The organism is Sulfitobacter sp. PS-8MA (assembly GCF_040933935.1).
GTDB lineage: Bacteria > Pseudomonadota > Alphaproteobacteria > Rhodobacterales > Rhodobacteraceae > Sulfitobacter.
In genome coordinates, this window is the sequence record NZ_JBFQYJ010000006.1 from 1,119,522 (window position 1) to 1,140,497 (window position 20,976).

A 20,976-nucleotide genomic window follows, 5' to 3' on the forward strand; every position below is an offset into this window, starting at 1 on the left:
GCCTTTGCATAGGCGACAGGAAGCCTATGATCCCGATGCCCCGTCTTGCACAAATCACGCAGCGCTTTCAGTTTCTGGAGGCCAGCATGTCTGCGGGCTCCGATGGGGCCGATTTTGCGAAGCTTGCCAAAGAATACAGCGATCTCAAGCCCGTGGTCGATCAGATCGAGCTTTATCAGCAATTGCAGCGCGATCTTGAGGACGCCGAGGAGATGCTGAAAGATCCCGAGATGGCGGAGCTCGCGCGCGAAGAACTGCCGCGGCTGCGCGCGCAGCTGCCCAAGGTCGAAGCCGCTTTGCAACTGGCCTTGCTGCCCCGCGATGCGGCGGATGCCAAGGCGGCGATGCTGGAGATCCGCCCCGGCACCGGCGGCGATGAGGCCGCGCTTTTCGCCGCCGATCTGCTGCGCATGTATCAACGCTATGCCGAGGCGCAGGGCTGGGGCTTTGACCTGATCGAAAGCCAGATGACCGAGCTTGGCGGCGTGAAAGAAGTCGTGGCCCATATCACCGGCCAGAACGTCTTTGCCCGGCTGAAGTTTGAAAGCGGCGTGCACCGGGTCCAGCGGGTGCCCAGCACCGAGAGTGGCGGGCGGATCCACACCTCGGCGGCGACGGTGGCGGTGCTGCCCGAAGCCGAAGACGTGGATATCGACATCAACCCCAACGATCTGCGGATCGACACGATGCGCTCTTCTGGCGCCGGCGGGCAGCATGTGAACACCACCGATTCCGCCGTGCGCATCACCCATATCCCCACCGGGATCGTGGTGACCTCATCCGAGAAATCCCAGCACCGCAACCGCGACAAGGCGATGCAGGTGCTGAAAGCGCGGCTCTATGACATGGAGCGCAGCCGGATGGACAGCGAACGCTCTGCCGACCGCGCGGCGCAGGTGGGATCGGGGGACCGTTCAGAGCGCATTCGCACCTATAATTTCCCCCAAGGCCGCCTGACCGACCACCGGATCAACCTGACGCTCTATCGGCTTGAGGCCGTGATGCAGGGCGATCTGGATGAGATCGTGGACGCGCTCACCGCCGATGCGCAGGCGCGCCAATTGGCGGAGATGGAAGGGTGAGCCCGCAGACCGCGGCACAGGCCATGGCCGCCGCCGCCGGGCGGCTGCGCGCGGCCGGGGTGCCTGACCCCGCCCGCGATGCCCGGCTGCTCTTGGCCCATGCAGCGGCTGTCGACGCGACCCGCGTGACCCTGATTGCCCCCGAAGAGATCGCCCCCGAGGTCGCGGAGCGCTACGAGCATCTTGTCGCCCTGCGCGCGGTGCGGGTGCCGGTGTCGCAATTGGTCGGGCGTCGGGCGTTTTACGGGCGTGATTTCGCCATCTCCCGCGATGTGCTGGACCCGCGGCCCGAGACCGAAACCCTGATCGATCTGGCCTTGGCGGCGCGGTTTGAACGGGTGCTTGACCTTGGCACCGGGTCGGGCTGCATTCTGGTAACGCTCTTGGCCGAGCGCGAAGAGGCCACGGGTCTGGGCGTTGATCTGTCTGAGGCCGCCTGTCTGCAAGCCAGCGCCAATGCGGTGCAGCATGGTGTCGCTAGCCGCGCCGATATCTGGCAATCGGATTGGTTCAGCGCGGTGACGGACCGTTTCGATCTGATCGTCAGCAATCCGCCCTATCTGGCGGCCGAGGAGATGGAAGAAATCGCGCCGGAACTGCGCCAGCATGAGCCGGAAATGGCGCTGACCGACGGGCAGGACGGGCTGAGCGTCTACCGCATTATCGCCGAACAGGCGCAGGGGTATCTCACGCCCAAGGGCCGGGTTCTGGTCGAAATCGGTTGGCAACAGGGCGCGGCGGTGCAAGAGATTTTCACCCGCGCGGGCTGGGGTCAGGTCACTTTGGCGCAGGATCTGGATGGCCGCCCAAGGGTGGTTTGTGCCGGAAAACCGGCATGAATACGCGGAAATCCACAGGTTTAACCGGCTAAATTGCAGTTTCTTCTTGCCGTAGCGCGGCTGGCATGGTTAGTCAGAGATGTTGCAGCGGTGGATGCCTTTGGGCGGTCCCGCGCGGCACTATGCCCAACATATCGCTTAAGCCGGGACGATGACGTGCTTTGCACCCCCGGTAAACGACACACAGCACACAAGGCTGACATCAATCCATGAATTCTCCCAGATCACGCTCCCGGTCGAAGAACAATCGCAAACGCTCCTCGCATGGTGGTGGCGGCGGCAACGTCGTGAACCGCGTGTTCGACAGTTCCGGCCCCGAGGGTAAGGTGCGCGGCACGCCGCAGCAGGTTATCGAGAAATACAACCAACTGGCCCGCGATGCGCAGCTGAGCAATGACCGTGTCGCGGCAGAGAACTTTCAGCAGCACGCCGAGCATTACCTGCGTCTGCTGAGCGAAGCGCAGCGCGAGACCGAACAGCGCCGCGAAGAACAGGAACGCCAGAACCGCGAGCGTCAGGCCGAGCGCGACCGCGAGCGCGCCGAGCGGCAGGAACGTGAAGCCCAGCAGAACGAGCAGCAGCAGAGCGAACAGCCCGCACAGGGCGATGCCGCTGAGCAAGGCGCGCAGCCGCAGGCTGACCCTGTGACGAACGGCGATGAGCAAAGCACCCTTGTCGAGACGCCTGAGAGCAAACCCAAGCCCAAACGCGCCCCGCGCCGCAAACCCAAGCCGAAACCGGCTGAGGGGCAGCAGCCTGACGACAACGGCAGCAACGGCGACCCGGCCAAAGCCGCAGAATAAAAAGAAAGCCCCGCAGTTTGCGGGGCTTTTTCTTTGGCACGCGCGGTCATCTCAGGGCCTAGCTGTCTTCCATCCCGGCCTGAACATATCTGACCCGCCCATTGCGGCGCAGCACCTCTTCGCGCGGCTCCCAGTCGTAGCGTGGGTCGCTCAGCACCGGGGACCAGAAGAGTTCACCACTGCCGCGCCACGGGTCCAGAACCAGCCCGGCCTGCATCGGCGCGCCGGCGGCAGAGATGATGGCGGTGGAATGGTCGATCAGCAGCCGCGTGTCGCCATTGGCAATGGCGCGGTGCATGTCGAGCGTGGCGAAACCCTCGGCCTTGAGGCGCTTTTCCAGATCCTCGGCCCAATGCCAGCACAGCCCGCGCGGTTTGCGACCACTGTTGACCTTGACGTTATGGATCAGCGGCGGGTCGGTGATCTCATAGGCGATGGCAAGCGCATGCGTATGGCGATAGGCGATCCGCGCCGCCCGGGCGGCTTCTTCGGGATCGACAGCAGGCGACAGCCCTTCGATGGCCTGGGCCAGCGCGGCAATCTCCCGCTCTGTGCCCGGCGGGGGCGGGCCGTTTCTGGGCAGGGTGCAGGCGGTCAGGCCCAAGAGCAGGGCAAGGAGCAGGAAGAAACGGTGGAACATGGTTACCCTTTGGCAATTTCGCGGGCCAGTGCGCAGAACCCTTCGAGCGGGACCTGCTCGGCGCGGTCGGTGGGGCTGAGCCCCGCGGCCCGCAGCCGGTCTTCGATATCCGGCGCAGCACCTTTGAGCGCCGAACGAAGCATCTTGCGGCGTTGGTTAAAGGCCATTGCGACGACACGGCTCAGCACCTCCGGATCGGCCGGGAAACGCGGCTCCGGCAGGGCGGTGAGATGCACAACGCTGGAGGAGACCTTGGGCGGCGGGGTGAAAGCGCCGGGCGGCAGTTGCAGCACGATCCGCGCATCGCTGCGCCACTGCGCCAAGACCGCGAGCCGCCCATAGGCTTTCGAGCCGGGGGTGGCCACGATCCGTTCCGCCACCTCGCGCTGGAACATCAGCGTCAGGCTTTGCCAGAAAGGCGGCCATTCCGGCGGGGTCAGCCAGCGCACCAGCAGTTCGGTGCCGACATTATAGGGCAGGTTGGCCGCCACCCGGATCGGCGGGGTCAGATGCGCCAGCGGGTCGATCTGGAGCGCGTCGCCTTCGATCACGGTCAGGCGCCCCGGATAGTGGTCGGCAATCTCGGCCAGTGCGGGCAAGCAGCGGCGGTCTTTTTCGATGGCCAGCACATGGCGCGCGCCCTCGGACAGCAGCCCGCGGGTCAACCCGCCGGGGCCGGGGCCGATCTCCAGCACGTCGCAATCGGCCATATCGCCGGCCTGACGGGCAATCTTGGCGGTGAGGTTCAGATCGAGCAGAAAGTTCTGACCGAGCGATTTGCGCGCGGCCAGCTCATATGTCGCGATGACCTCGCGCAGCGGTGGCAGATTGTCGATCGCGCTCATGTCGTGCTCCCCATGCGCCACGCGAGTTTGATGGCTTCGATCATGCTGGTCGGATTGGCGCGGCCTTGGCCTGCGATGTCAAAGGCGGTGCCATGGTCGGGCGAGGTGCGCACGAAGGGCAGGCCTAGGGTCACGTTCACACCCCGGTCAAAATCCAGCGTCTTGATCGGGATCAGCGCCTGATCGTGGTACATCGCAACCGCAGCGTCATAGCTTTGCCGCGCGGCTGCGTGGAACATCGTATCGGCCGGCAGGGGGCCGGTCAGCGCATAGCCTTCGCCCTGCATCTCAAGGATCAGCGGCGCGATCCAGTCGATCTCCTGCCGCCCCATGCTGCCACCTTCGCCCGCATGGGGGTTCAGCCCGGCCACGGCGATCCGAGGGCGGGCAATGCCGAAGCGCTCCCGCAGGCTGGCCGCCGTGATCTCAATGGTGCGCCGCAGGCTTGCCGGGGTCAGCGCCAGCGGCACTCGGTCAAGCGCGATGTGAATGGTCGCCGGCACCACGCGCAATTGCTCTGACGCCAGCATCATCACGACGTCATCCGCGCCCGCAAGCGCGGCCAGATATTCGGTGTGACCGGGGTAGGCAAAGCCCGCGCCATCTTGCAGCGCTTTCTTGTGGATCGGCGCGGTGCAGAGCGCCGAAGCGGCCCCTTGCTGCACCAGATCAACCGCCCGTGCGATCACATCGATGACAGCCTGCGCGTGCCTAGGCTGGGCGACACCGGGCAGGGCGGCGCTGCCAAACTCATGCGGCAGAACCGGCAGCGCCTCGGCGCTCGGGGCGCGGGCCGCCTCAGGGCTCTCGATCAAACGATGCGGCAGGTCTTTCGGCAGATGGCGCGGGTCACCGATCCAGACCATCGGAATGTCAGAGGCCAGCGCCGCCCAGGCGCGGGCGGCGATTTCGGGGCCGATCCCCGCAGGCTCGCCGCAGGAAATGACCACCGGCCGGGCTTGCCCGCTCATTGGCGGATGATGCGGGCGTCGGCGCGGGCCTGATCGACCAGCTGCTGGGCATAGCCTTGCAGCTTGCGCTGGCGGATCGAACTGATGACCGCCTCGCGATCCACATCCGCGTTCTCGGCGGTGACACGGTTGCACAGCATCAAGAACATCAGCGTTTGCCCATTGGACCGGGTCAGCGCGGTGGAGACTTCGCCGGGATCAAGCTTGGCCAATTCCAGCGCGACATCCTGCGGGATATCGGCTGGCGCCTTGGCATTTCGGTCCAGCACATTCGCAGGCTGGCCCTGCGCCGTGCCGTAAAGATCATCGCATTGATCGACCTCCCCACGCAGCTGCGCAGCCCGGGCCAAAGCGGCTTCGGAACGCCCGCCGGGGATGTAATAGGCGGCATAGTCGATCTCGGAATAGGTCACGCTGGGGGTGCCGGTTTCTTCGATCCCGCGCAGCTGAAACAGCGCGACGGCATTGGGAATGGGCAGCGGTTTTGTCACTTCACCGGGGGCCAGATCAAGCAGGATCGGGTGCAGCGACGGCGGCAGCTTTTCGAGCTCGGTCCAGGGCATCTTGCCACCCCGATCGCGGGAGGCGGTGGCGGAATACTGGCGGGCATAGGCCGAAAACTGCGCCGCGCTGCGGGTCTGCGAAATCTCGGCGGCCAGCGCATTGACCTGATCGGCCTTGGCTGGCGGCGCGGGGATGATGATCTCGGACAGAAGCACGCGCAGGCCGGTGCTGCCCCGGCTGCTGCCAAGCGCGCGGTCCACCTCGGCATCGGTGATATTGACCCGGCTGTTATACCGCGCCCGGATCAGATCGCGCCAGGCCGAGCTGATCAGGATGAAATCGCGAAAGGTCTCTTCGGAGACCTGCGCCTGCCCAAGCGCCTGGAGAAACTCATCGGTGGTCAGATCCGCGCGGGCGGCGAAATCCTTCATCCCGGCGCGAATGGCTTCGGGGGTGACTTCAAGCCCGGCCTGCTTCAAGATCTTCCCGCGCAGCCGGTCTTCGATCAGCGCATCGATCACGCTTTCACGGTCGGTCCCCGGCGCGCCGAGCAACTGCAAGAAACGCTGGCGCTGCTGGACCTCATATTCGGTGATCACCGCACCGTCGATCTGCACCACGGGGGCGAAGAGGTTCTGCGCCGCGCCGGGCTGTCCGATCATCAAGGCCAGGGCAACACCCGCGGCCCCCCGCATCACGACACGGAATTTCTGTTTCGTTACTTCCCACATGAGCGTACGTATCTTTCTGTTCCGGTGTTGGCGGCAAAGCCCCGCAGACCGATGTTAAATCCGAAATCGGTTGAGGGCTCAACACTTGTAGAGGATGAATAGCGCCGGTTGACCGAAACGTCGACCTGAACACATTCATTGTTGTAACTCAGGCCCAATCCCGCTCTCGCGGCGCGTTCGTCTTCGACGTCAAAACGCCAGTCGGCGGTGGCCTGCCATTGGCTGTTGATCGCATAGCTGCCGTCAAAGGTGATCTCGGAGACATTGTCTTGGCGGTCCTCATCCAGATCGGCGCTAAGCCAGATATAGCTGCCTGCAATCTGGCCGCGCTGATAGTTCCAGACCCCGCGCAGCTCGGCCTTGGCGACTTGGAAATCATCATCGACAAGCCCGCGCCCGATCACCGCCAGCCCATTGTCATTGCGCAGCTGACCCGCGACGAGGAAATCGGACTGGGTGCCTTCCAAGCCAGAGCTGAAGGAGAAATCGGCGTCGGTCTTGTCGCGGATCACTTGCCCCACCGACAGGTTCGCATCCCAGCCATTGGGGTCGATCCGCGCCCAGTTCACGCCAAAAGCCGCCACCGCCCCGCGCTCGCGCCGGTCGGGGCGAGGGAAACGGCTGAGGGCGAGCAGGTTGCCTTCGTCGTATTCGACCAGTGTGCTTTCCTCATTCGGAATGTCCAAGCGGTCCCCCCCGGTCCAGGCCAATTGCACAAGCGGCTCAAGCTGCTGCACCGCGCCGCCCGTCTCGCGCCGCTGCATCGGGTAGCGCAGCGCCGCCGCGACTTTCGGGACGATGTCGCTATGGCGCGGGGTGAAGTTCGCATCCTGCGCGATGTTGAACAGGCCAAAACTTGTGCCAAGCTGCAGATCGCTCACCATGCCATTGGCAAAGGTCAGATGCCGCATCCAGTCGATATCGCCGTTCAGCCGCGAGACATCGCGCCCGTCGACAATGCTGTCGGGGTCCGGGCCATCGGTGCTGAGGTCCGACGCCCGGCGGTGGCTATGCGCTTCCAGCGAGAGGCGCAGCTCGCCGCCGAAACGGGCCGGGAAATAGCGCTTTTGATATTCGCCATCCAGCACAAGGGTCGGCAGATTGTCGTTGATGTCACCATCCCGCAGGGATTGGTAGTTCAGCAGGCTGGCGCGGGTATATTCATCCCGCCGCGCGCGGCTGACGGTCAGCTCGCTGGTCAGCCGGTCGGCGTCGGAATAGCCGTAATCGCTCAGGTAGGAGCGGTCGCTGGTGGTCTCGATCCCGAAATAGAGCTTATAGTCACGGCGCAGATCAAAGCGGCCATCACCGAAAAGATAGCCGCGCGTGTCGTCTGGCTGCAGCTCGTCCCGGGTGATCGCGCCATTGAACTCGATCCGCCCTGCGGTAAAAGCCTGACGGTAGCGAAATTCCATCGTGCGGGTTTCGCTCGACAGATAGGGGGTCAGCGTCAGATCCCGGTGGTCGCCCATCTTGATGAAATAGGGCAGTTTCAGCCCCACGCCCAGTTGCGAGGTGGAGCGCACCGTGGGCGTCAGCACCCCGGTGGCGCGGTCGAGCGTCGGGTCGGGCAGGCGCAACCGCGGCAGGTAAAAGATCGGCACCGTCTTGATCAGAAACTGCGCTTCGTCGAAATAAAGCTGCTGGGCCAGTTCATCATGCACCACCCGTTTGGCCCGGATCTGCCAGAGCGGCGCTTCGCCATCTTCGCAGACTTTGCAAGAGGTTACCGCCGCTTTGTAAAGCTGGCTATAGCGCCCCTCGACCCGGTTGATCTGCACCGCTGCAAGCTGCAACTGCTGTTCAAGGATCATCCGCGCGCCGCTCAACAGGCCCGATTGCAACTCGGAATCGAGCTCTGCCGCATCCGCAAGGATCGTGGTGTTCTCGCCTTCCGACAAGACGATCGGCCCTTCGATGACCAGCGCACCCTTGGCCTGATCATAGCGGATCGCCGAGGCGCGCAGGCGGGTCTCGCCCTGAAAGGCTTCGACATTGCCCTGCGCCACCAAAACCCGATCCCGGGTGATGAACACCCGATCGGCCACCAGAACCGCCGGGCGGTCGGGCGCGGTCAGGCTTTGCGCAGACAGGGTGGCGGGGGCCACGATCAGGGCAAGACCAAAGAGAGCGGCGCGCATCTCAGCCATCCTCCGCATGTAACAAAAGACCGAGGGCAAGGAAGATTGCCGCAAGCGGCGGCGCCCAAGCGGCGAGGATCACCGGAATCTGCCCGTTCTCGCCAAGAATCTGTGCGAAACTGCGAATGAAATACAAACCAAACCCCAGCAAAATCGAAGCCAGAACCGCCACGCCGGTTCCCCCAAAACGGGTATGGCGCATGGTGAAAGCGCTCGCAACCAGAACCATGGCCACCAAAAAGAAGGGCCGCGCCAGTTCGGCTTGCAGCCAGACTTCATGCTGCCGGGTGCTGAAGCCGGCCTGTTCAAGCTGCCGGATGAAACTGGGCAATTCATAGATCGACACGGCGGCCGGGCGACCGATGCTTTCGCGAATGCGCTCAACCGTCAAAGAGGAGGGGATCGTCAGGCTTTCATGCTCCTCCGCCGCGCCCTCGGCATTGACCCCGGCGGCCAGCGGCCAGACCTTTGCGCCGCGCAGGCGCCATTCTCCGTCCAGCAGCCGCGCGGTCTCGGCTTCGATGCGCCGGGTCGGGCCCTTGTCCGGCTCATAGGTGATGATCGTGACATTATAGAGCACCGAGGCATCGCTGTTGGTGCGCCAGGCCCGGATCACCGATTGGCCCTCTGCGTTGCCCTGCCGCAGCCAAAGCCCCTCATCGCTCACCGACAGGGCAGAGCGCCCGTCGGCACGATACCGCTGGGTCAACTGCTCGGCCCGTTCGCTGGTGGCGGCGACAATCGGGTTCAGCACCGCCACCGCCAGAACGCCAATCGCCAAAGCCACCATCACCGGCGCGATGAGCGCCCTCAGGGCCGAACGGCCGGCGGCGCGTGTCACGACCAGTTCCGAAGAACGCGCCAGCGCAAGAAACAGGGCCACGGTGGCCAGGATCATGATCAGCGGCAGGATCAGGTTCAACGTCTGCGGCAGGTGGAGCAGGGTCATGCCAAGCACCTGCGCCCAGCCGACATCGTCATTCGCGAACCGCCGCGCCTGATCCACCCCGTCCACCAGCAAGACCAAGGCGCCGAGCACGCTGGTGATGACCACAAAGCTGACAAGGAAACGGCGGGCGAAATAGAAATGCAGGATCATGCGCGCGATCCTTTCTTGGTCAATCTGCGGGTCCATCTGGGATGGGCGGCCTGCCAGAGCATGGCGAGGCTCAGGACCGCGCCGATCAGGGCCGGCAGATAGAGCAAAGGCCAGAGCGACGCCGTTTCGCGCACCTGATTCACCAAAGTGCCGCGCATGCCATCAATCGCGATGAGCAGGGCAAAAGCGATCACCGCCTCGCGCCAGACCCCAAAGCGCGAGAAACCGCCAAGGATCAGCGTCGCAAAGCCGATCATCGCGGCGACCAGACAAAACAAAGGCTGGGCAAAACGCGCGTGCAGCTCTTCCGCCACATCGCCTTCGGCGATGCCCGAACGGGCGGCGATGGCGGCCCAATCCGACAGCAGATCCGGGGTGATCATGCTGCGCGGAGAGAGGGCGGCCGCGCTGCCTTCGCCCATCAGGGGGGAGATATCGAAGGAGAAATCGCGGAATTTGGCCGTGGCCAGACGTTTGGTGACCGTATCGTGCCGCTGGGCCATGCCGTTGACCATGATCAGCGTCGTGGCATCGCCATTGCGGGTCAGATAGGCTTCGGCGGCGGTGTAGATCACGCCCTCTTCGCGGTCGCGTCGATCCGACAGGAAGACATCGCGCAGAACCCCGTCACTGTCGATCTCGCGGGTGTAGAATGTCACGTCATCGGTCGGGTGCAAAAAGGTGCCGGCGGTGAGCAGCCGCGCGGTCAGATTGCGCGACACTTCGGCCTCGCGCTGTTTCAACTGGCCTTCGGCCATGGGAACCAGAAAATGGGTCAGCACCGTCATCATCGCCGCCACGCAAAGCCCGAAGACAAAGACCGGACGGGCGAGCCGCCACGGGCCTGTCCCGGCGGCCTGCAAGACCGTCAGCTCAGATTCCCCCGACATGCGGTTGGTGACATAGACCGAGGCCGAGAATGTCGCGATCGGCAGGACGGTGACGATGAGCTTGGGCAGGCCGAGGGCGGTGAATTCGAGAAAGACCAAGGCCGATTGCCCATCCCCGATCAGGCGATCGAACAGGACCACGGCCCGGTTGATCCAGAACAGGGCGACCAAGACCAGAGAAAAGAACCCGAACATCACCAAAAGTTGCGATAGCATGTAGCGATCAATTCGTGCCACTGCGATCCCCCACGATGCTCTGACGGCGTTTGCGGGAATGTTAATGCAATTTGAATGCCGGGAAAACTGCTATCTGGTCATGCTGCGCCGGGCAGGCTAGGTCTGGGCAAAAGCAACCATGAGGCGCGTTATGACTGACCTGACCCCGATCACCTTTTCCGAGACCGATATCGACCAGATTGCAGGCCATGCGGGGCGACTGGCGGTGTTTCTGGAGCCTTCGGGGCGGCTTGATGTCGGTGCACGGCGGATCAACAAGCTGACCAAAGGGGCGCTGGCCCGGCTGGTGGAGGGTGCGCGTTTCGCCAATCTGAAACCCGGCGAGGTCCTGAGCCTCACCTATCCCACGGGCATGGCGGCCGAGGCTGTCGATGTGGTGCATCTGCCGCGCCGCGCGGATCTGCCACAGGCGCGCAAAGCCGGCGCGGCTCTGGCCAAATTGCGCGGCGACAGTGATCTGTTGCTGCTGACCGCGGCGACAAGCCGCGTCGCCGATCTGGCCTTTGGTCTGGTGATGCGGGACTATGCGTTCCAAGACCACAAATCAGCGCCGAAACCCCGCAGGGGCAGTGTCACGGTGATGTGCGCCAAACCCGATGACGCGCGCGCGGCGGCAGCGCCCCTGCTCGCCGTCGCCGAAGGCGCTTTCATGACCCGCGATCTGACCAACGCGCCGGCCAATGTGCTGACCACCACCAGCTTTGCCGAGCAATTGGTGGCGATGGAAAGCCTCGGGCTCAAAGTTGAAGTTCTGGATGAAGAAGAGCTTGCAAGCCTCGGCATGCGCACGCTTTTGTCGGTCGGGCAGGGGTCTGACAGCCCGTCCAAAGTCGTCGTCATGCGGTGGGAAGGCGGCGCGAAGGATGACGCGCCATTGGCGCTGGTCGGAAAGGGTGTGGTCTTTGACACCGGCGGCATCAGCCTCAAACCCGGCGCAGGCATGGAAGATATGACCATGGACATGGGCGGCGCGGGCGTGGTCTCGGGCGTGATGCGGGCCCTCGCGCGGCGCCAGGCGAAAGCCAATGTCGTGGGGCTGGTCGGGGTTGTTGAGAACATGCCGTCGGGCAGTGCCATCCGTCCCGGCGACGTGATCAAATCCATGAAGGGGGACACGGTCGAGATCATCAACACCGACGCCGAAGGGCGTTTGGTGCTTTGCGATGTGATGTGGTACGCGCAGGAGCGTTTCAAACCCGCCGCGATGATTGATCTTGCGACCCTCACCGGCGCGGTGATCATCGGCTTGGGGCATGAGAATGCCGGGGTCTTTTCCAATGACGATGGGCTCTGCAACGCCTTTCTCAAGGCTGCCGAAAGCGAGCATGAGGGCGCCTGGCGCTTGCCGCTGGGGCAGGGCTATGACGATCAGTTGAAAAGCCGCATCGCCGATATGAAGAACGTCGGCGGGCGCCCGGCGGGCTCCATCACCGCGGCGCAGTTCCTCAAACGCTTTGTCAAAGACGAAACACCTTGGATTCACCTCGATATTGCGGGGGTCGCCTCGGTGAAATCCGAAACCATGCTGGCGCCGCAGGGGGCCACAGGCTGGGGCGTGGCGGCGTTGAACCGGCTTGTCGCTGACCGTTTCGAGAATGGTTAAGACAGCGATGGGGGCGGCTTACTTCTATCACCTGACCCAGCGACCTCTGGTCGAGACGCTGTCGATGCTGCTGGAGAAGTCGCTCGCCAATGGCTGGCGCGTGGCCCTGCGCGGCACCGACCGCGCGGGGCTGGAGGCGCTGGATCAGGCGCTCTGGACCTTTTCCGAGGATAGTTTCCTGCCGCATGGCATGGCGGGGGGGCCGCAGGACGCGGATCAACCGGTGCTTCTGACGCTGGACGCGAATGCCGCCAATGCGCCCAATTGTGTGATGGCCGTCCATGGCGCAGATGTCACGGCCAAGGAGGTCGCGGCGCTTGAGCGGGTCTGTGTGCTGTTTGACGGGCATGACCCTGTCGCCTTGGATCAGGCGCGGGGGCTGTGGAAGCGGCTGAAATCCGACGGGGCCTCGGCGCAATATTGGTCAGAGGAAAGTGGCCGCTGGGAGAAGAAGGCCGAGACGTAAGCCATTGGAAGCGGGGACCAAATGACCCCCGCCCGCTGCGCTGATATCACGCCGCTTTGTCCAGATCGGGCTTTGATGCAGGCGCCAGATTGCTGGTCTTCTCAGCCGTGCCGTCCTGCGGTGCTTGGCTGACATACGATTTTGCCGCCTGCACCGCAGAATTATTGACCGGATCGATCGTTGCCAGCAAAGCACGGGTGCGGGCGCTGTCGACCCCGCGCTGCGCCGCCGCCCGCGCGAAGGCCTCCTCATCCGCTGCCGATGGTTTGCGGGCGGTCTCGACGGCATCTGCCGCGGGCGCTGGCTGCACCGCCTCGGCTTTGCGCGGCGCTTGGGCCGATTGCGCCGGGCTGGCCTCCTGAGGCGCGGCGGTGGTCTGTTTCTGCTGCGGCTTGTCTGCGGCGTCTTTCTCTGCCGCGGGGGCAGAGGTCTGACGGTCTTCGGTATTTTCGGATTTTGCGGGCTTATGGGCCTGTGACTGAGGCGAGGGCCCACCAGCAAGACTTGGAAGTAACACGATAATTTATCCATGATTGGTGATATTGACGCATCCACCTAGGCGAAGAAGAGGGCGAAACCCTGTCGAAGTCGCGGCGCATATGGCGTCATTTCGCGGCAAAATCCTTCTCAGCCGTCCGGCCTCTAGCGGCTGAGCCGAAGCTCCCCGCCGCTGATCTCGATCCGGCCCCAGCGTTGCAGGTAGCCCATGCCGAGAAGCGACTGCGACATTTCCCCGTCATTCACCACCGCAGGGACATTGCGATCCACCGCATTCCCGACGACGACCTTGTCCAGTTTCACAAAGGCGGTGCGGGTCTCACCATTGGCGGTGCCGGCGCGGCCAAAGTAATTCAGCCCTTCGGGGTCGATCCCGACCCGCGCGGCATCGGCCTTGGTCAACACGATATCGGTGGCGCCTGTGTCCACCACAAAACGCACCGGCGCGTCGTTCACCTGGGCCGTGAGATAGTAATGCCCGTTCCGGTCACGCGGCAGGATGATCTCGCCCTGCGCGTCGATGCGCAGCTGCTGGCGCGCGCTGTCGCGGGTGATGTCCTGCCACAGCCCGACCCCGGCGGCCGCGCCGGTAAAGATCAGCCCCCAGACCGCCGCCTGTTGCAGGGTCTTGTTCATCGACGGGCGGCTTTGCAGAAAGAACCAGCCCGCCAGCATTGTCAGCAGAACGACCAGATAAATCAGATGCGCGGTGTCGATATCAGCCATGGAGCCCCCCTTTGCCTATTCTAGATATAGGAACGCGGGGGGCGAATGTCAGCCGGGCATGGGGCCGGGGCCAAAGCCGAATGCGGCGAGCCCGTCCAGCACGAATTGCACCGAAAGGGCCGCCAACAGCATCCCCAGAAGGCGGGTCACGATATTGATCCCGGTCTTGCCCATTGCCCGCTCCAGCGCGCTGCTGACCTGCATGGTCAGGGCCATGACGACCAGCGTCAATGCGCTGATGACGATGATCGTGATCAACCCTTCACCGCCCGGTTTTTCGCCCGTCAGCAGGATCACAGAGGCGATGGAGCCGGGGCCGGCGATCAGCGGAATGGCCATGGGAAAGACCGAGGGGTCGTCGTGGTCATCCTCATCCGCGCGGTCCTCACGCCGTTTGGTGCGGCGGTCGAACAGCATGTCGAGCGCGGTGATGAAAAGCAGGATACCCCCCGCCACCCGGAAGGCGGGCATCGAGATGCCGATGAAGTTCAGCACCGCTTCGCCGAATGCGGCAAAGATCAGCAGGATGATCCCCGCGACGCCCACGGCCCGCCATGCGATCAGACGGCGCTGCGCCTTGCTCATGCCGCGGGTGAGCGCAAGGAAGACCGGCGCGATGGCGATGGGGTCGATCACCACGAACATCGTGACAAGGGCGGTGATCATATAGGCGGTGTCGAAGGTCATTCTTCTTCCTTGGCGCTTGGCGTGGTCCTGCCAGAATGCACGAGGGCCGCCCCATAGGCGACCCCCGCTTAGCAATAAACTGAGTGTTATCAGATCAGGCGGTGGCCTTTTCCAGCTTTTCCTGCGCGCCCATCCAAAGCGTCTCCGCACGGTGCAGCGCCTCCATCACCTCGGCGTATTTCTTGTTCCAGACCTCAAGCTCGCCGGTTTTGGCGTCCTCATAGAGCGCGGGATCGGCGAGTTTCTTGGCCAGTTTGTCACGCATCTCGTTGATCTTTTCCATCCGCGCTTCGGCCTTGCGCACCTCGCTGCGCAGCGCCAGCACCTCATCGCGGCTGGCGCGTTTGGGTTTGGGCGCTTCCTTGGGTTTCGCCGGGTTCTTGCTGACCGGCTTTTCCGGTGTCAGCAGCATCTTGCGATAGGCTTCAAGGTCTTCCTCATAGGGTTTGACCGTGCCCTTCGACACAAGCCAAAGCCGATCCGCCACCAGTGACAGCAGGTGCATGTCATGGCTGACAAGGATCACCGCGCCCGAATAGCGCGTCAGCGCCTCGACCAGCGCCTCGCGGCTTTCGATGTCGAGGTGGTTGGTCGGCTCGTCGAGGATCAAGAGATGCGGCGCGTGCAGCGTGGCCAAGAGCAGCGAAAGCCGCGCCTTTTGCCCGCCCGAGAGCCGCCCGACCTCGGTCTCGGCCTGTTCGGGGCCAAGGCCGAAACCCGCGAGTTGGGCGCGCAGTTTCGATTGCAGCACGCCGGGGCGGGCCGCGATCATGTGCTGGAGCGGTGTTTCTTCAACGATCAACTCGTCCACCTGATGCTGGGCAAAGAAACCCACCCGCAGTTTGCTGGAATTGATCTGCCTGCCCGCCATCAGCGGCAGCCGGTCCGACAGCAGCTTGGCCAGTGTCGACTTGCCCTGACCGTTCTTGCCCAGAAGCGCGATGCGGTCGTCTTGGTCAATGCGCAGGTTCAGCCGGGTCAGCACGGGGTTATCGTCGCTGTAGCCAACCGAACCGTTCTCGATATTGATGATCGGCGGCGAGAGTTCTTCCGGTTCCGGGAAGGTGAAGACCTTGCGCGCCACATCCTCGGGCGCGGTGATCATGTCCATCTTCTCGATCATCTTCAGACGTGACTGTGCCTGTTTCGCCTTGCTGGCCTTGGCTTTGAAACGGTCGACGAAAGCCTGCATGTGATCGCGCCGGGCCTGCTGTTTCTTCGCCATCGCGGCCTGCAACGCGCGTTTCTCGGCGCGCTGGCGGGCGAATTGGTCGTAGGGGCCTTGGTAATAGGTCAGCTTGCGGTCTTCGAGATGCAGGATGCCGCCGACGGCGCGGTTCAGAAGGCCGCGGTCGTGGCTGATGATCAGCACGGTATGGGGGTATTTCGCGAGGTAGCTTTCCAGCCAGAGCGCGCCTTCGAGGTCGAGGTAGTTGGTCGGCTCGTCCAAAAGCAGCAGATCGGGCTGCGCGAAAAGCACCGCCGCCAGCGCCACGCGCATCCGCCAGCCGCCGGAGAAGGCAGAGCAGGGCATCTGCTGTTCTTCGTCGTCAAAACCCAGCCCCTTGAGGATCGAGGCTGCGCGGCCTTCGGCAGACCATGCGTCGATATCGGCCAGCCGGGTCTGGATGTCGGCGATGCGGGCGGGATCCTCGGCGGTCTCGCTTTCCTTCATCAACCGCGCGCGTTCGACATCGGCTTCGAGCACCGTGTCGATGAGCGACGTCTCGGACGAGGGCACCTCCTGCGCCACGCCGCCGATCTTGGCGCGGGACGGCAGGGAGATGTCGCCGCTGTCGAGAGACAGCTCGCCCCGGATGATTTTGAACAGCGTGGTCTTGCCCGCGCCATTGCGCCCGACGATGCCGACCTTGTGGCCCTCGGGGATCACGGCGGAGGCTTCCTCGAACAGGGGGCGGCCTTCGACGGAGTAGTTGATTTCTGAAATGCGTAACATGAAAGCCGTTTGGCGCAAGCGGGCGCGAAGGTCAATCACGGCTTTTCATGGGTCAGACCCCATGCTAGGGAGCGCGCAAATCAACACCCGCTATGGAGTACAGCCAATGGCCCTCGAACGCACCTTCTCGATCATCAAGCCCGACGCAACCCGCCGCAACCTCACCGGCGCCATCGTCAAGAAATTCGAAGACGCGGGCCTGCGCGTTGTCGCACAAAAGCGCATCCACCTGACCAAGGCGCAGGCGGGCGAGTTCTACAAGGTGCACGCCGAGCGTCCTTTCTATGACGAACTCTGCGAGTTCATGGCTTCCGCGCCGATCGTGGCTCAGGTTCTGGAAGGCGAAAATGCCATCGCGAAAAACCGCGAAGTCATGGGCGCCACCAACCCGGCAGACGCCGCCGAAGGCACCATCCGCGCAGAATTCGCTGAAAGCGTTGGCGAAAACTCCGTCCACGGTTCCGACGCACCGGAAACCGCAGCGGTCGAGATCGCTTACTTCTTCTCCGGTCTTGAACTGGTTGGCTAAGCCATCGGCTTATCAGAGATGCGAAAGGGCTGCCTTGGGGCAGCCCTTTTTCGTTATCGCCCGGTAGATCAGTTGTTCAATGTCGGGTGGTGCGAGGACATGCGCCCCTCAACATCGCCGGCGCGCGGCGCCTTGGCGGCCTGCTTTTGCAGGTGCTTTTCCAAAAGGTCCACATTGCGCAGCTTCGACTTCCAGCCAATGTCAAAGAGATCCCCGACCAGCGGCACCGAGCCGATGACGTAGTCGATCCCGGCATTCACCGCCATTCGGGCGAGGACGCCTTTCGGCGCGCCCATGCGGTACGATTCCTTCATGATATAGGCCGAGGGCAGTAGGGCCAGCGTATCGCCAACCACGGGGACAAGGCCGAGGATCGAGTCCCAGCCCATCCGCACACCGACCACCGGCAGCTTATAGGCGCTGTCCATCGTTTCAGCCAAGCGGCGGAGCCGGGCGAGATCGGCGTCATGGGCATGAGGTTGCGTAGCCATAGGATACCTGCGTTGTTGCACTGAAGCGTAAACGCAGCGCGGTGGCTCTGGGTTCCGTCATCTGCCGGCCCCATCCGGCATCTTAACGGGTGTGGTCAAATACTGGCGTAATCGGTGAAGATCGGCGTGGGTTTCTGCGGCGGGCGCGCCGAGGTCGGCTGCGGTTTGGGCGCGGGCTTTTGCGGCTGCTGCGTTCTGCTATATTGGGCCATCGGGTAGCTCCTTTGCTGCTCGGTGGGTGAGTTGCTTCACCCATGAAACCAGCTTGGGCGGGGGAAAGGTCCAAAACAGGGCCAAATACTGCCGAGAATACGGCTTTCGTTGCCAATTTGCGACGGTTCTGGCCCGGCCTCACCTATGGGTTGAGGCGAAAACGGGCCGTTGCCTGCAAGGCGCCCAAGGGGCTGACCTGCCCCCGTCCGGTCAGATCAACGAGATGCGCCAGCACATTTCGCATCGCAGCCCCCAGCAGGGCCGGCGGCGTATCCACATAGATCAGCGCGGCAAGCTCGGCGGCGGTTGCGTCCTGTTTGCGCAGCTCCTCCAGAATGGAGGCTTCGCGCGCCCGGCGGTGGGCCATCAACCACGTGAGCCTTTCAGCCGGATTATGCACCGGGGCGCCGTGGCCGGGGTAGAACACCCGCCACGCCCGCGCCGCCAGACGTTCGCAGGACGCCATGAAATCGGTCAAATCACCATCGGGCGGCGAGACCAGCGAGGTGGCCCAGCCCATGACGTGATCCGCCGTTAAACAGACATCGCCCATCGCAAGACAGAGGTGATTGCCGATATGGCCGGGGGTGTGCAGCGCTTCCAACTGCCAGCCTTCGCCGATAAGCATCTCTCCATCGGCAAGCAGGCGATCCGGCTGGAAGCCGAGATCAACCCCTTCGCCGCCGCCGATCACCTCTGCTTCGGCCAGCCGCTGCATGATCGGCGACCGCCCCGCAGCTGCAGCGCCAAAGGCATAGACCGGCGCGCCGCAAGCCTCGGCCAAGGGCCGCGCGAGGGGGGAATGGTCAAGATGGGTATGGGTGACGATGATATGGCTGATCCGCTGGCCCGGCTCGATCGCCGCAAGGATCGCGTCCAGATGGGCCGGGCTGTCGGGGCCGGGGTCGATCACGGCCACATCGGTATCGCCCAGAAGATAGGTATTGGTGCCGCGATAGGTCATCGGCGACGGGTTCGGCGCCACGATGCGGCGCAGCCCGGGCTCCAAGGTTTCGGCAGGGCCAATCTCGGGGTCAAAGTCATCGGGCGGCAGCATGGATTCACCTTTCGCAGCGGCAGGGGGCTGGCTAAGGTCTAGCCATGAATTTTGCCTGGCTCAAACGATATGTGCCGCGCGGCATCTACGGACGCGCCGCGCTGATCCTGCTCTTGCCGGTGGTGGTTTTGCAATTGGTCGTGGTGGTGATCTTTGCCCAGCGACATTTCGAAGGCGTCACCAATCAGATGACCGACACGGTGCTGCGGGAGTTGGAACTGATCATGCTCGCCGTGGGCACTGCGCCCGATGCGCAATCGGTGCCGATGGCGGTGCAGGCCCGCGCCGGGCCGCTTGATATGGTCGTCACCCCCGCGAACCGGCCCTTGCCCGAGCATGACAGCATGCTGTGGTATGACTATTCCGGCCGCGTCCTGATTCCGCGTTTGAGAGCCAATATGGAGGGGATCAAGGCGGTCGATCTGGCGGATGACGATTTCGTCGTTCTCTATGTCGAAAGCCCGCATGGGCCGCTGCGCATCCAATTCGACCGGCGTCGGATATCGGCCTCCAACCCGCATCAGCTTTTTGTGCATATGGTGTTTTTCGGGGTGGTGATGTCGATCATCGCCTCGATCTACCTGCGCAACCAGCTGCGCCCGATCAAACGGCTCGCCCGTGCGGCAGAGGCTTTTGGCCGGGGCCGGCATGAGCCCTACACCCCGGCAGGGGCGGTCGAAATTCGCGCGGCGGGCAATGCCTTTGTCGACATGCGCGCAAGGATCGAGCGGCAGATCGAACAGCGCACCTTGATGCTCTCGGGCGTGAGCCATGACCTGCGCACGCCCTTGACCCGGATGCGATTGGGCCTGTCGATGATGGATGAGGACGACGCCGCCCCCCTCATGGCGGATGTGGATGACATGCAGCGCATGCTGGATGAGTTTCTCAACTTCGCCAAAGGCGCGGCAGAGGGTGAGCCCGAAAGGGTGGAGCCGCGCGCCTTTGTGGCCGAGATCGTGGAGGACGCGCAGCGGGCAGGCCGCGCCGTGACCCTACTGCCGCCCGAGGGCGAGGGCGCGGGCATGGTCAAGCTGCGCCGGGTGGCGATGCGGCGGGCGGTGGACAATCTCATCTCAAACGCCGTGCGCTACGGGGCGCGGGCCGAGGTTTCGGTCATGCTCAGCGACCGCACCCTGCGCATCCGGGTGGAGGACGACGGGCCCGGCATTCCCGAGGACCGGCGCGAGGAAGCGACGCGGCCCTTCTCGCGGCTTGACCCGGCCCGCAATCAGGACAAGGGTGGCGGCGTTGGGCTTGGCCTTGCGATCGCCACGGACATCGCCCGCGCCCATGGCGGGGTGCTGCGTCTGGGCGAATCTGCGCGGCTTGGCGGTCTGCGGGCGGATATCGTGATCGCCCGGTGACCCGGCGGTAGCATTGCTGGCCCGGCCCATCTTTGCCAGAGTGGCGCCAAACCAACATGGAGCCCGCCGATGACCCCCTATGACATGATCAAAGCCCATCTCGACACGGCTGTTCCCTTTGCCGCCCATGTGGGTGTCAAACTGCTCCAGATCGATGACGGCAGCGCCAGCGCCGAATTGGTGCAGCGGCATGAGACCTCGAACCACATCGGCAGCCAGCACGCGGGGGCGATGTTCACCTTGGGCGAGGCGGCCTCGGGGGCGGCCATGGCGGGCGCGATTGCGCCGGTGATCATGGACATGCGCCCGGTTGCCGCCATGGGGCAGATCGCCTTCAAAAAGATCGCCGAAGGCACGCTGACCGCCCATGCCAAGACCTCGCGCCCCGGTGCCGAGCTGCTGTCGGCCCTGCAGGACGAAGGGAAAGTGGCCTTTGACGTGACGGTCGACATCCAGAATGAAGCGGGCGACACCGTGGTCGAGATGACGGTCAATTGGCATGTCAGCGCAAAGCGCTAGAGGACAGAGGCGGTCCGCGTAGCCCGGCAGGAGAGGGGCCGCAATTAGAACGTCTCAGGCGGGCGTGTTCATGCCTTATGC

21 protein-coding genes are annotated in these 20,976 nt (G+C 63.9%); 8 read left to right on the forward strand and 13 right to left on the reverse strand.

Annotated features, from left to right (window positions below; genetic code table 11):
• Positions 1–26 precede the first annotated feature (26 nt).
• The 3 genes from prfA (at position 27) to AB4M76_RS09430 (ending at position 2,724) form a co-directional block, all read left to right on the forward strand.
• Positions 27–1,082: a peptide chain release factor 1 gene (gene prfA / locus AB4M76_RS09420; RefSeq protein WP_368441569.1), complete on the forward strand. Its 1,056-nt coding sequence runs from the start codon at positions 27–29 to the stop codon at positions 1,080–1,082.
• Positions 1,079–1,921 (forward strand): peptide chain release factor N(5)-glutamine methyltransferase, encoded by an 843-nt coding sequence (prmC, locus tag AB4M76_RS09425; protein WP_368441570.1) that lies wholly within the window; start codon positions 1,079–1,081, stop codon positions 1,919–1,921. Before prfA ends, prmC begins: the two co-directional genes overlap by 4 nt.
• 209 nt (positions 1,922–2,130) lie before the next feature.
• Entirely contained in the window at positions 2,131–2,724 is a 594-nt protein-coding gene (locus tag AB4M76_RS09430) for a DUF4167 domain-containing protein (protein ID WP_368441571.1), read from the forward strand.
• Positions 2,725–2,782: 58 nt separating this feature from the next.
• On the opposite strand, the gene AB4M76_RS09435 is transcribed toward AB4M76_RS09430, so the two are convergent.
• The 7 genes from AB4M76_RS09435 to lptF are packed head-to-tail and all read right to left on the reverse strand — an operon-like array spanning position 2,783 to position 10,761.
• On the reverse strand, positions 2,783–3,364 hold the full coding sequence (locus AB4M76_RS09435) for a hypothetical protein (RefSeq protein ID WP_368441572.1): 582 nt from the start codon (positions 3,362–3,364) through the stop codon (positions 2,783–2,785).
• 2 nt (positions 3,365–3,366) lie between these two features.
• Complete coding sequence (gene rsmA / locus AB4M76_RS09440; protein WP_368441573.1) at positions 3,367–4,209, reverse strand: 16S rRNA (adenine(1518)-N(6)/adenine(1519)-N(6))-dimethyltransferase RsmA; 843 nt, start codon at positions 4,207–4,209, stop codon at positions 3,367–3,369.
• On the reverse strand, positions 4,206–5,180 hold the full coding sequence (gene pdxA, locus AB4M76_RS09445; RefSeq protein WP_368441574.1) for a 4-hydroxythreonine-4-phosphate dehydrogenase PdxA: 975 nt from the start codon (positions 5,178–5,180) through the stop codon (positions 4,206–4,208). Before pdxA ends, rsmA begins: the two co-directional genes overlap by 4 nt.
• Positions 5,177–6,415 carry a peptidyl-prolyl cis-trans isomerase gene (locus AB4M76_RS09450; RefSeq protein WP_368441575.1) on the reverse strand — a complete coding sequence of 413 codons (1,239 nt, stop codon included), beginning with the start codon at positions 6,413–6,415 and terminating at the stop codon, positions 5,177–5,179. Before AB4M76_RS09450 ends, pdxA begins: the two co-directional genes overlap by 4 nt.
• Positions 6,403–8,556 carry an LPS-assembly protein LptD gene (locus AB4M76_RS09455; RefSeq protein WP_368441576.1) on the reverse strand — a complete coding sequence of 718 codons (2,154 nt, stop codon included), beginning with the start codon at positions 8,554–8,556 and terminating at the stop codon, positions 6,403–6,405. The genes AB4M76_RS09450 and AB4M76_RS09455 overlap by 13 nt, the downstream gene beginning before the upstream one ends.
• A gap of 1 nt (position 8,557) precedes the next feature.
• A complete protein-coding gene (gene lptG / locus AB4M76_RS09460; protein ID WP_368441577.1) occupies positions 8,558–9,655 on the reverse strand; it encodes an LPS export ABC transporter permease LptG in 1,098 nt (365 codons plus the stop codon).
• Complete coding sequence (lptF, locus tag AB4M76_RS09465; RefSeq protein ID WP_368441578.1) at positions 9,652–10,761, reverse strand: LPS export ABC transporter permease LptF; 1,110 nt, start codon at positions 10,759–10,761, stop codon at positions 9,652–9,654. Before lptF ends, lptG begins: the two co-directional genes overlap by 4 nt.
• Positions 10,762–10,912: 151 nt before the next feature.
• Between lptF and AB4M76_RS09470 the strand changes: the two genes are divergently transcribed.
• Both AB4M76_RS09470 and AB4M76_RS09475 read left to right on the forward strand, forming a co-directional pair.
• On the forward strand, positions 10,913–12,385 hold the full coding sequence (locus tag AB4M76_RS09470) for a leucyl aminopeptidase (RefSeq protein WP_368441579.1): 1,473 nt from the start codon (positions 10,913–10,915) through the stop codon (positions 12,383–12,385).
• Positions 12,386–12,392: 7 nt separating this feature from the next.
• Positions 12,393–12,851, forward strand: a complete 459-nt coding sequence (locus AB4M76_RS09475) for a DNA polymerase III subunit chi (RefSeq protein ID WP_368442415.1) — start codon at positions 12,393–12,395, stop codon at positions 12,849–12,851.
• A gap of 46 nt (positions 12,852–12,897) precedes the next feature.
• On the opposite strand, the gene AB4M76_RS09480 is transcribed toward AB4M76_RS09475, so the two are convergent.
• From AB4M76_RS09480 to AB4M76_RS09495, 4 genes are all read right to left on the reverse strand, one after another.
• The gene (locus AB4M76_RS09480) at positions 12,898–13,368 is read right to left on the reverse strand and encodes a hypothetical protein (RefSeq protein WP_368441581.1); all 471 of its coding nucleotides are present in this window, start codon (positions 13,366–13,368) and stop codon (positions 12,898–12,900) included.
• Positions 13,369–13,493: 125 nt separating this feature from the next.
• Positions 13,494–14,075, reverse strand: coding sequence for a TIGR02281 family clan AA aspartic protease (locus AB4M76_RS09485; RefSeq protein WP_368441583.1), 582 nt, complete (start codon positions 14,073–14,075; stop codon positions 13,494–13,496).
• A 48-nt stretch (positions 14,076–14,123) separates the two neighbouring features.
• The gene (locus tag AB4M76_RS09490; RefSeq protein WP_368441584.1) at positions 14,124–14,762 is read right to left on the reverse strand and encodes a MarC family protein; all 639 of its coding nucleotides are present in this window, start codon (positions 14,760–14,762) and stop codon (positions 14,124–14,126) included.
• A 94-nt stretch (positions 14,763–14,856) separates the two neighbouring features.
• Positions 14,857–16,719, reverse strand: a complete 1,863-nt coding sequence (locus AB4M76_RS09495) for an ABC-F family ATP-binding cassette domain-containing protein (RefSeq protein WP_368441585.1) — start codon at positions 16,717–16,719, stop codon at positions 14,857–14,859.
• A gap of 106 nt (positions 16,720–16,825) precedes the next feature.
• On the opposite strand from AB4M76_RS09495, the gene ndk reads away from it, so the two are divergent.
• Positions 16,826–17,248 (forward strand): nucleoside-diphosphate kinase, encoded by a 423-nt coding sequence (gene ndk / locus AB4M76_RS09500; protein WP_067266630.1) that lies wholly within the window; start codon positions 16,826–16,828, stop codon positions 17,246–17,248.
• Between the two features lie 68 nt (positions 17,249–17,316).
• Here ndk and AB4M76_RS09505 read toward each other — a convergent pair whose 3' ends face one another.
• Together AB4M76_RS09505 and AB4M76_RS09510 are read right to left on the reverse strand one after the other, a co-directional pair.
• Positions 17,317–17,739 carry a DUF4112 domain-containing protein gene (locus AB4M76_RS09505; RefSeq protein ID WP_368441586.1) on the reverse strand — a complete coding sequence of 141 codons (423 nt, stop codon included), beginning with the start codon at positions 17,737–17,739 and terminating at the stop codon, positions 17,317–17,319.
• A 355-nt stretch (positions 17,740–18,094) separates the two neighbouring features.
• Entirely contained in the window at positions 18,095–19,009 is a 915-nt protein-coding gene (locus AB4M76_RS09510; protein ID WP_368441587.1) for an MBL fold metallo-hydrolase, read from the reverse strand.
• A gap of 44 nt (positions 19,010–19,053) precedes the next feature.
• On the opposite strand from AB4M76_RS09510, the gene AB4M76_RS09515 reads away from it, so the two are divergent.
• Positions 19,054–20,376 carry an ATP-binding protein gene (locus tag AB4M76_RS09515; RefSeq protein WP_368441588.1) on the forward strand — a complete coding sequence of 441 codons (1,323 nt, stop codon included), beginning with the start codon at positions 19,054–19,056 and terminating at the stop codon, positions 20,374–20,376.
• 69 nt (positions 20,377–20,445) lie between these two features.
• Positions 20,446–20,895 carry a DUF4442 domain-containing protein gene (locus AB4M76_RS09520; protein WP_368441589.1) on the forward strand — a complete coding sequence of 150 codons (450 nt, stop codon included), beginning with the start codon at positions 20,446–20,448 and terminating at the stop codon, positions 20,893–20,895.
• Positions 20,896–20,976: the final 81 nt, after the last annotated feature.

Bases quoted from the DNA above. Each gene is read 5' to 3' on its own strand.
- prfA (WP_368441569.1), top strand. From the start codon at position 27: ATGATCCCGATGCCCCGTCTTGCACAAATCACGCAGCGCTTTCAGTTT.
- AB4M76_RS09430 (WP_368441571.1), top strand. From the start codon at position 2,131: ATGAATTCTCCCAGATCACGCTCCCGGTCGAAGAACAATCGCAAACGC.
- AB4M76_RS09435 (WP_368441572.1), bottom strand. From the start codon at position 3,364: ATGTTCCACCGTTTCTTCCTGCTCCTTGCCCTGCTCTTGGGCCTGACC.
- rsmA (WP_368441573.1), bottom strand. From the start codon at position 4,209: ATGAGCGCGATCGACAATCTGCCACCGCTGCGCGAGGTCATCGCGACA.
- pdxA (WP_368441574.1), bottom strand. From the start codon at position 5,180: ATGAGCGGGCAAGCCCGGCCGGTGGTCATTTCCTGCGGCGAGCCTGCG.
- AB4M76_RS09450 (WP_368441575.1), bottom strand. From the start codon at position 6,415: ATGTGGGAAGTAACGAAACAGAAATTCCGTGTCGTGATGCGGGGGGCC.
- AB4M76_RS09455 (WP_368441576.1), bottom strand. From the start codon at position 8,556: ATGCGCGCCGCTCTCTTTGGTCTTGCCCTGATCGTGGCCCCCGCCACC.
- lptG (WP_368441577.1), bottom strand. From the start codon at position 9,655: ATGATCCTGCATTTCTATTTCGCCCGCCGTTTCCTTGTCAGCTTTGTG.
- lptF (WP_368441578.1), bottom strand. From the start codon at position 10,761: ATGCTATCGCAACTTTTGGTGATGTTCGGGTTCTTTTCTCTGGTCTTG.
- AB4M76_RS09470 (WP_368441579.1), top strand. From the start codon at position 10,913: ATGACTGACCTGACCCCGATCACCTTTTCCGAGACCGATATCGACCAG.
- AB4M76_RS09475 (WP_368442415.1), top strand. From the start codon at position 12,393: ATGGGGGCGGCTTACTTCTATCACCTGACCCAGCGACCTCTGGTCGAG.
- AB4M76_RS09485 (WP_368441583.1), bottom strand. From the start codon at position 14,075: ATGGCTGATATCGACACCGCGCATCTGATTTATCTGGTCGTTCTGCTG.
- AB4M76_RS09490 (WP_368441584.1), bottom strand. From the start codon at position 14,762: ATGACCTTCGACACCGCCTATATGATCACCGCCCTTGTCACGATGTTC.
- AB4M76_RS09495 (WP_368441585.1), bottom strand. From the start codon at position 16,719: ATGTTACGCATTTCAGAAATCAACTACTCCGTCGAAGGCCGCCCCCTG.
- ndk (WP_067266630.1), top strand. From the start codon at position 16,826: ATGGCCCTCGAACGCACCTTCTCGATCATCAAGCCCGACGCAACCCGC.
- AB4M76_RS09505 (WP_368441586.1), bottom strand. From the start codon at position 17,739: ATGGCTACGCAACCTCATGCCCATGACGCCGATCTCGCCCGGCTCCGC.
- AB4M76_RS09510 (WP_368441587.1), bottom strand. From the start codon at position 19,009: ATGCTGCCGCCCGATGACTTTGACCCCGAGATTGGCCCTGCCGAAACC.
- AB4M76_RS09515 (WP_368441588.1), top strand. From the start codon at position 19,054: ATGAATTTTGCCTGGCTCAAACGATATGTGCCGCGCGGCATCTACGGA.
- AB4M76_RS09520 (WP_368441589.1), top strand. From the start codon at position 20,446: ATGACCCCCTATGACATGATCAAAGCCCATCTCGACACGGCTGTTCCC.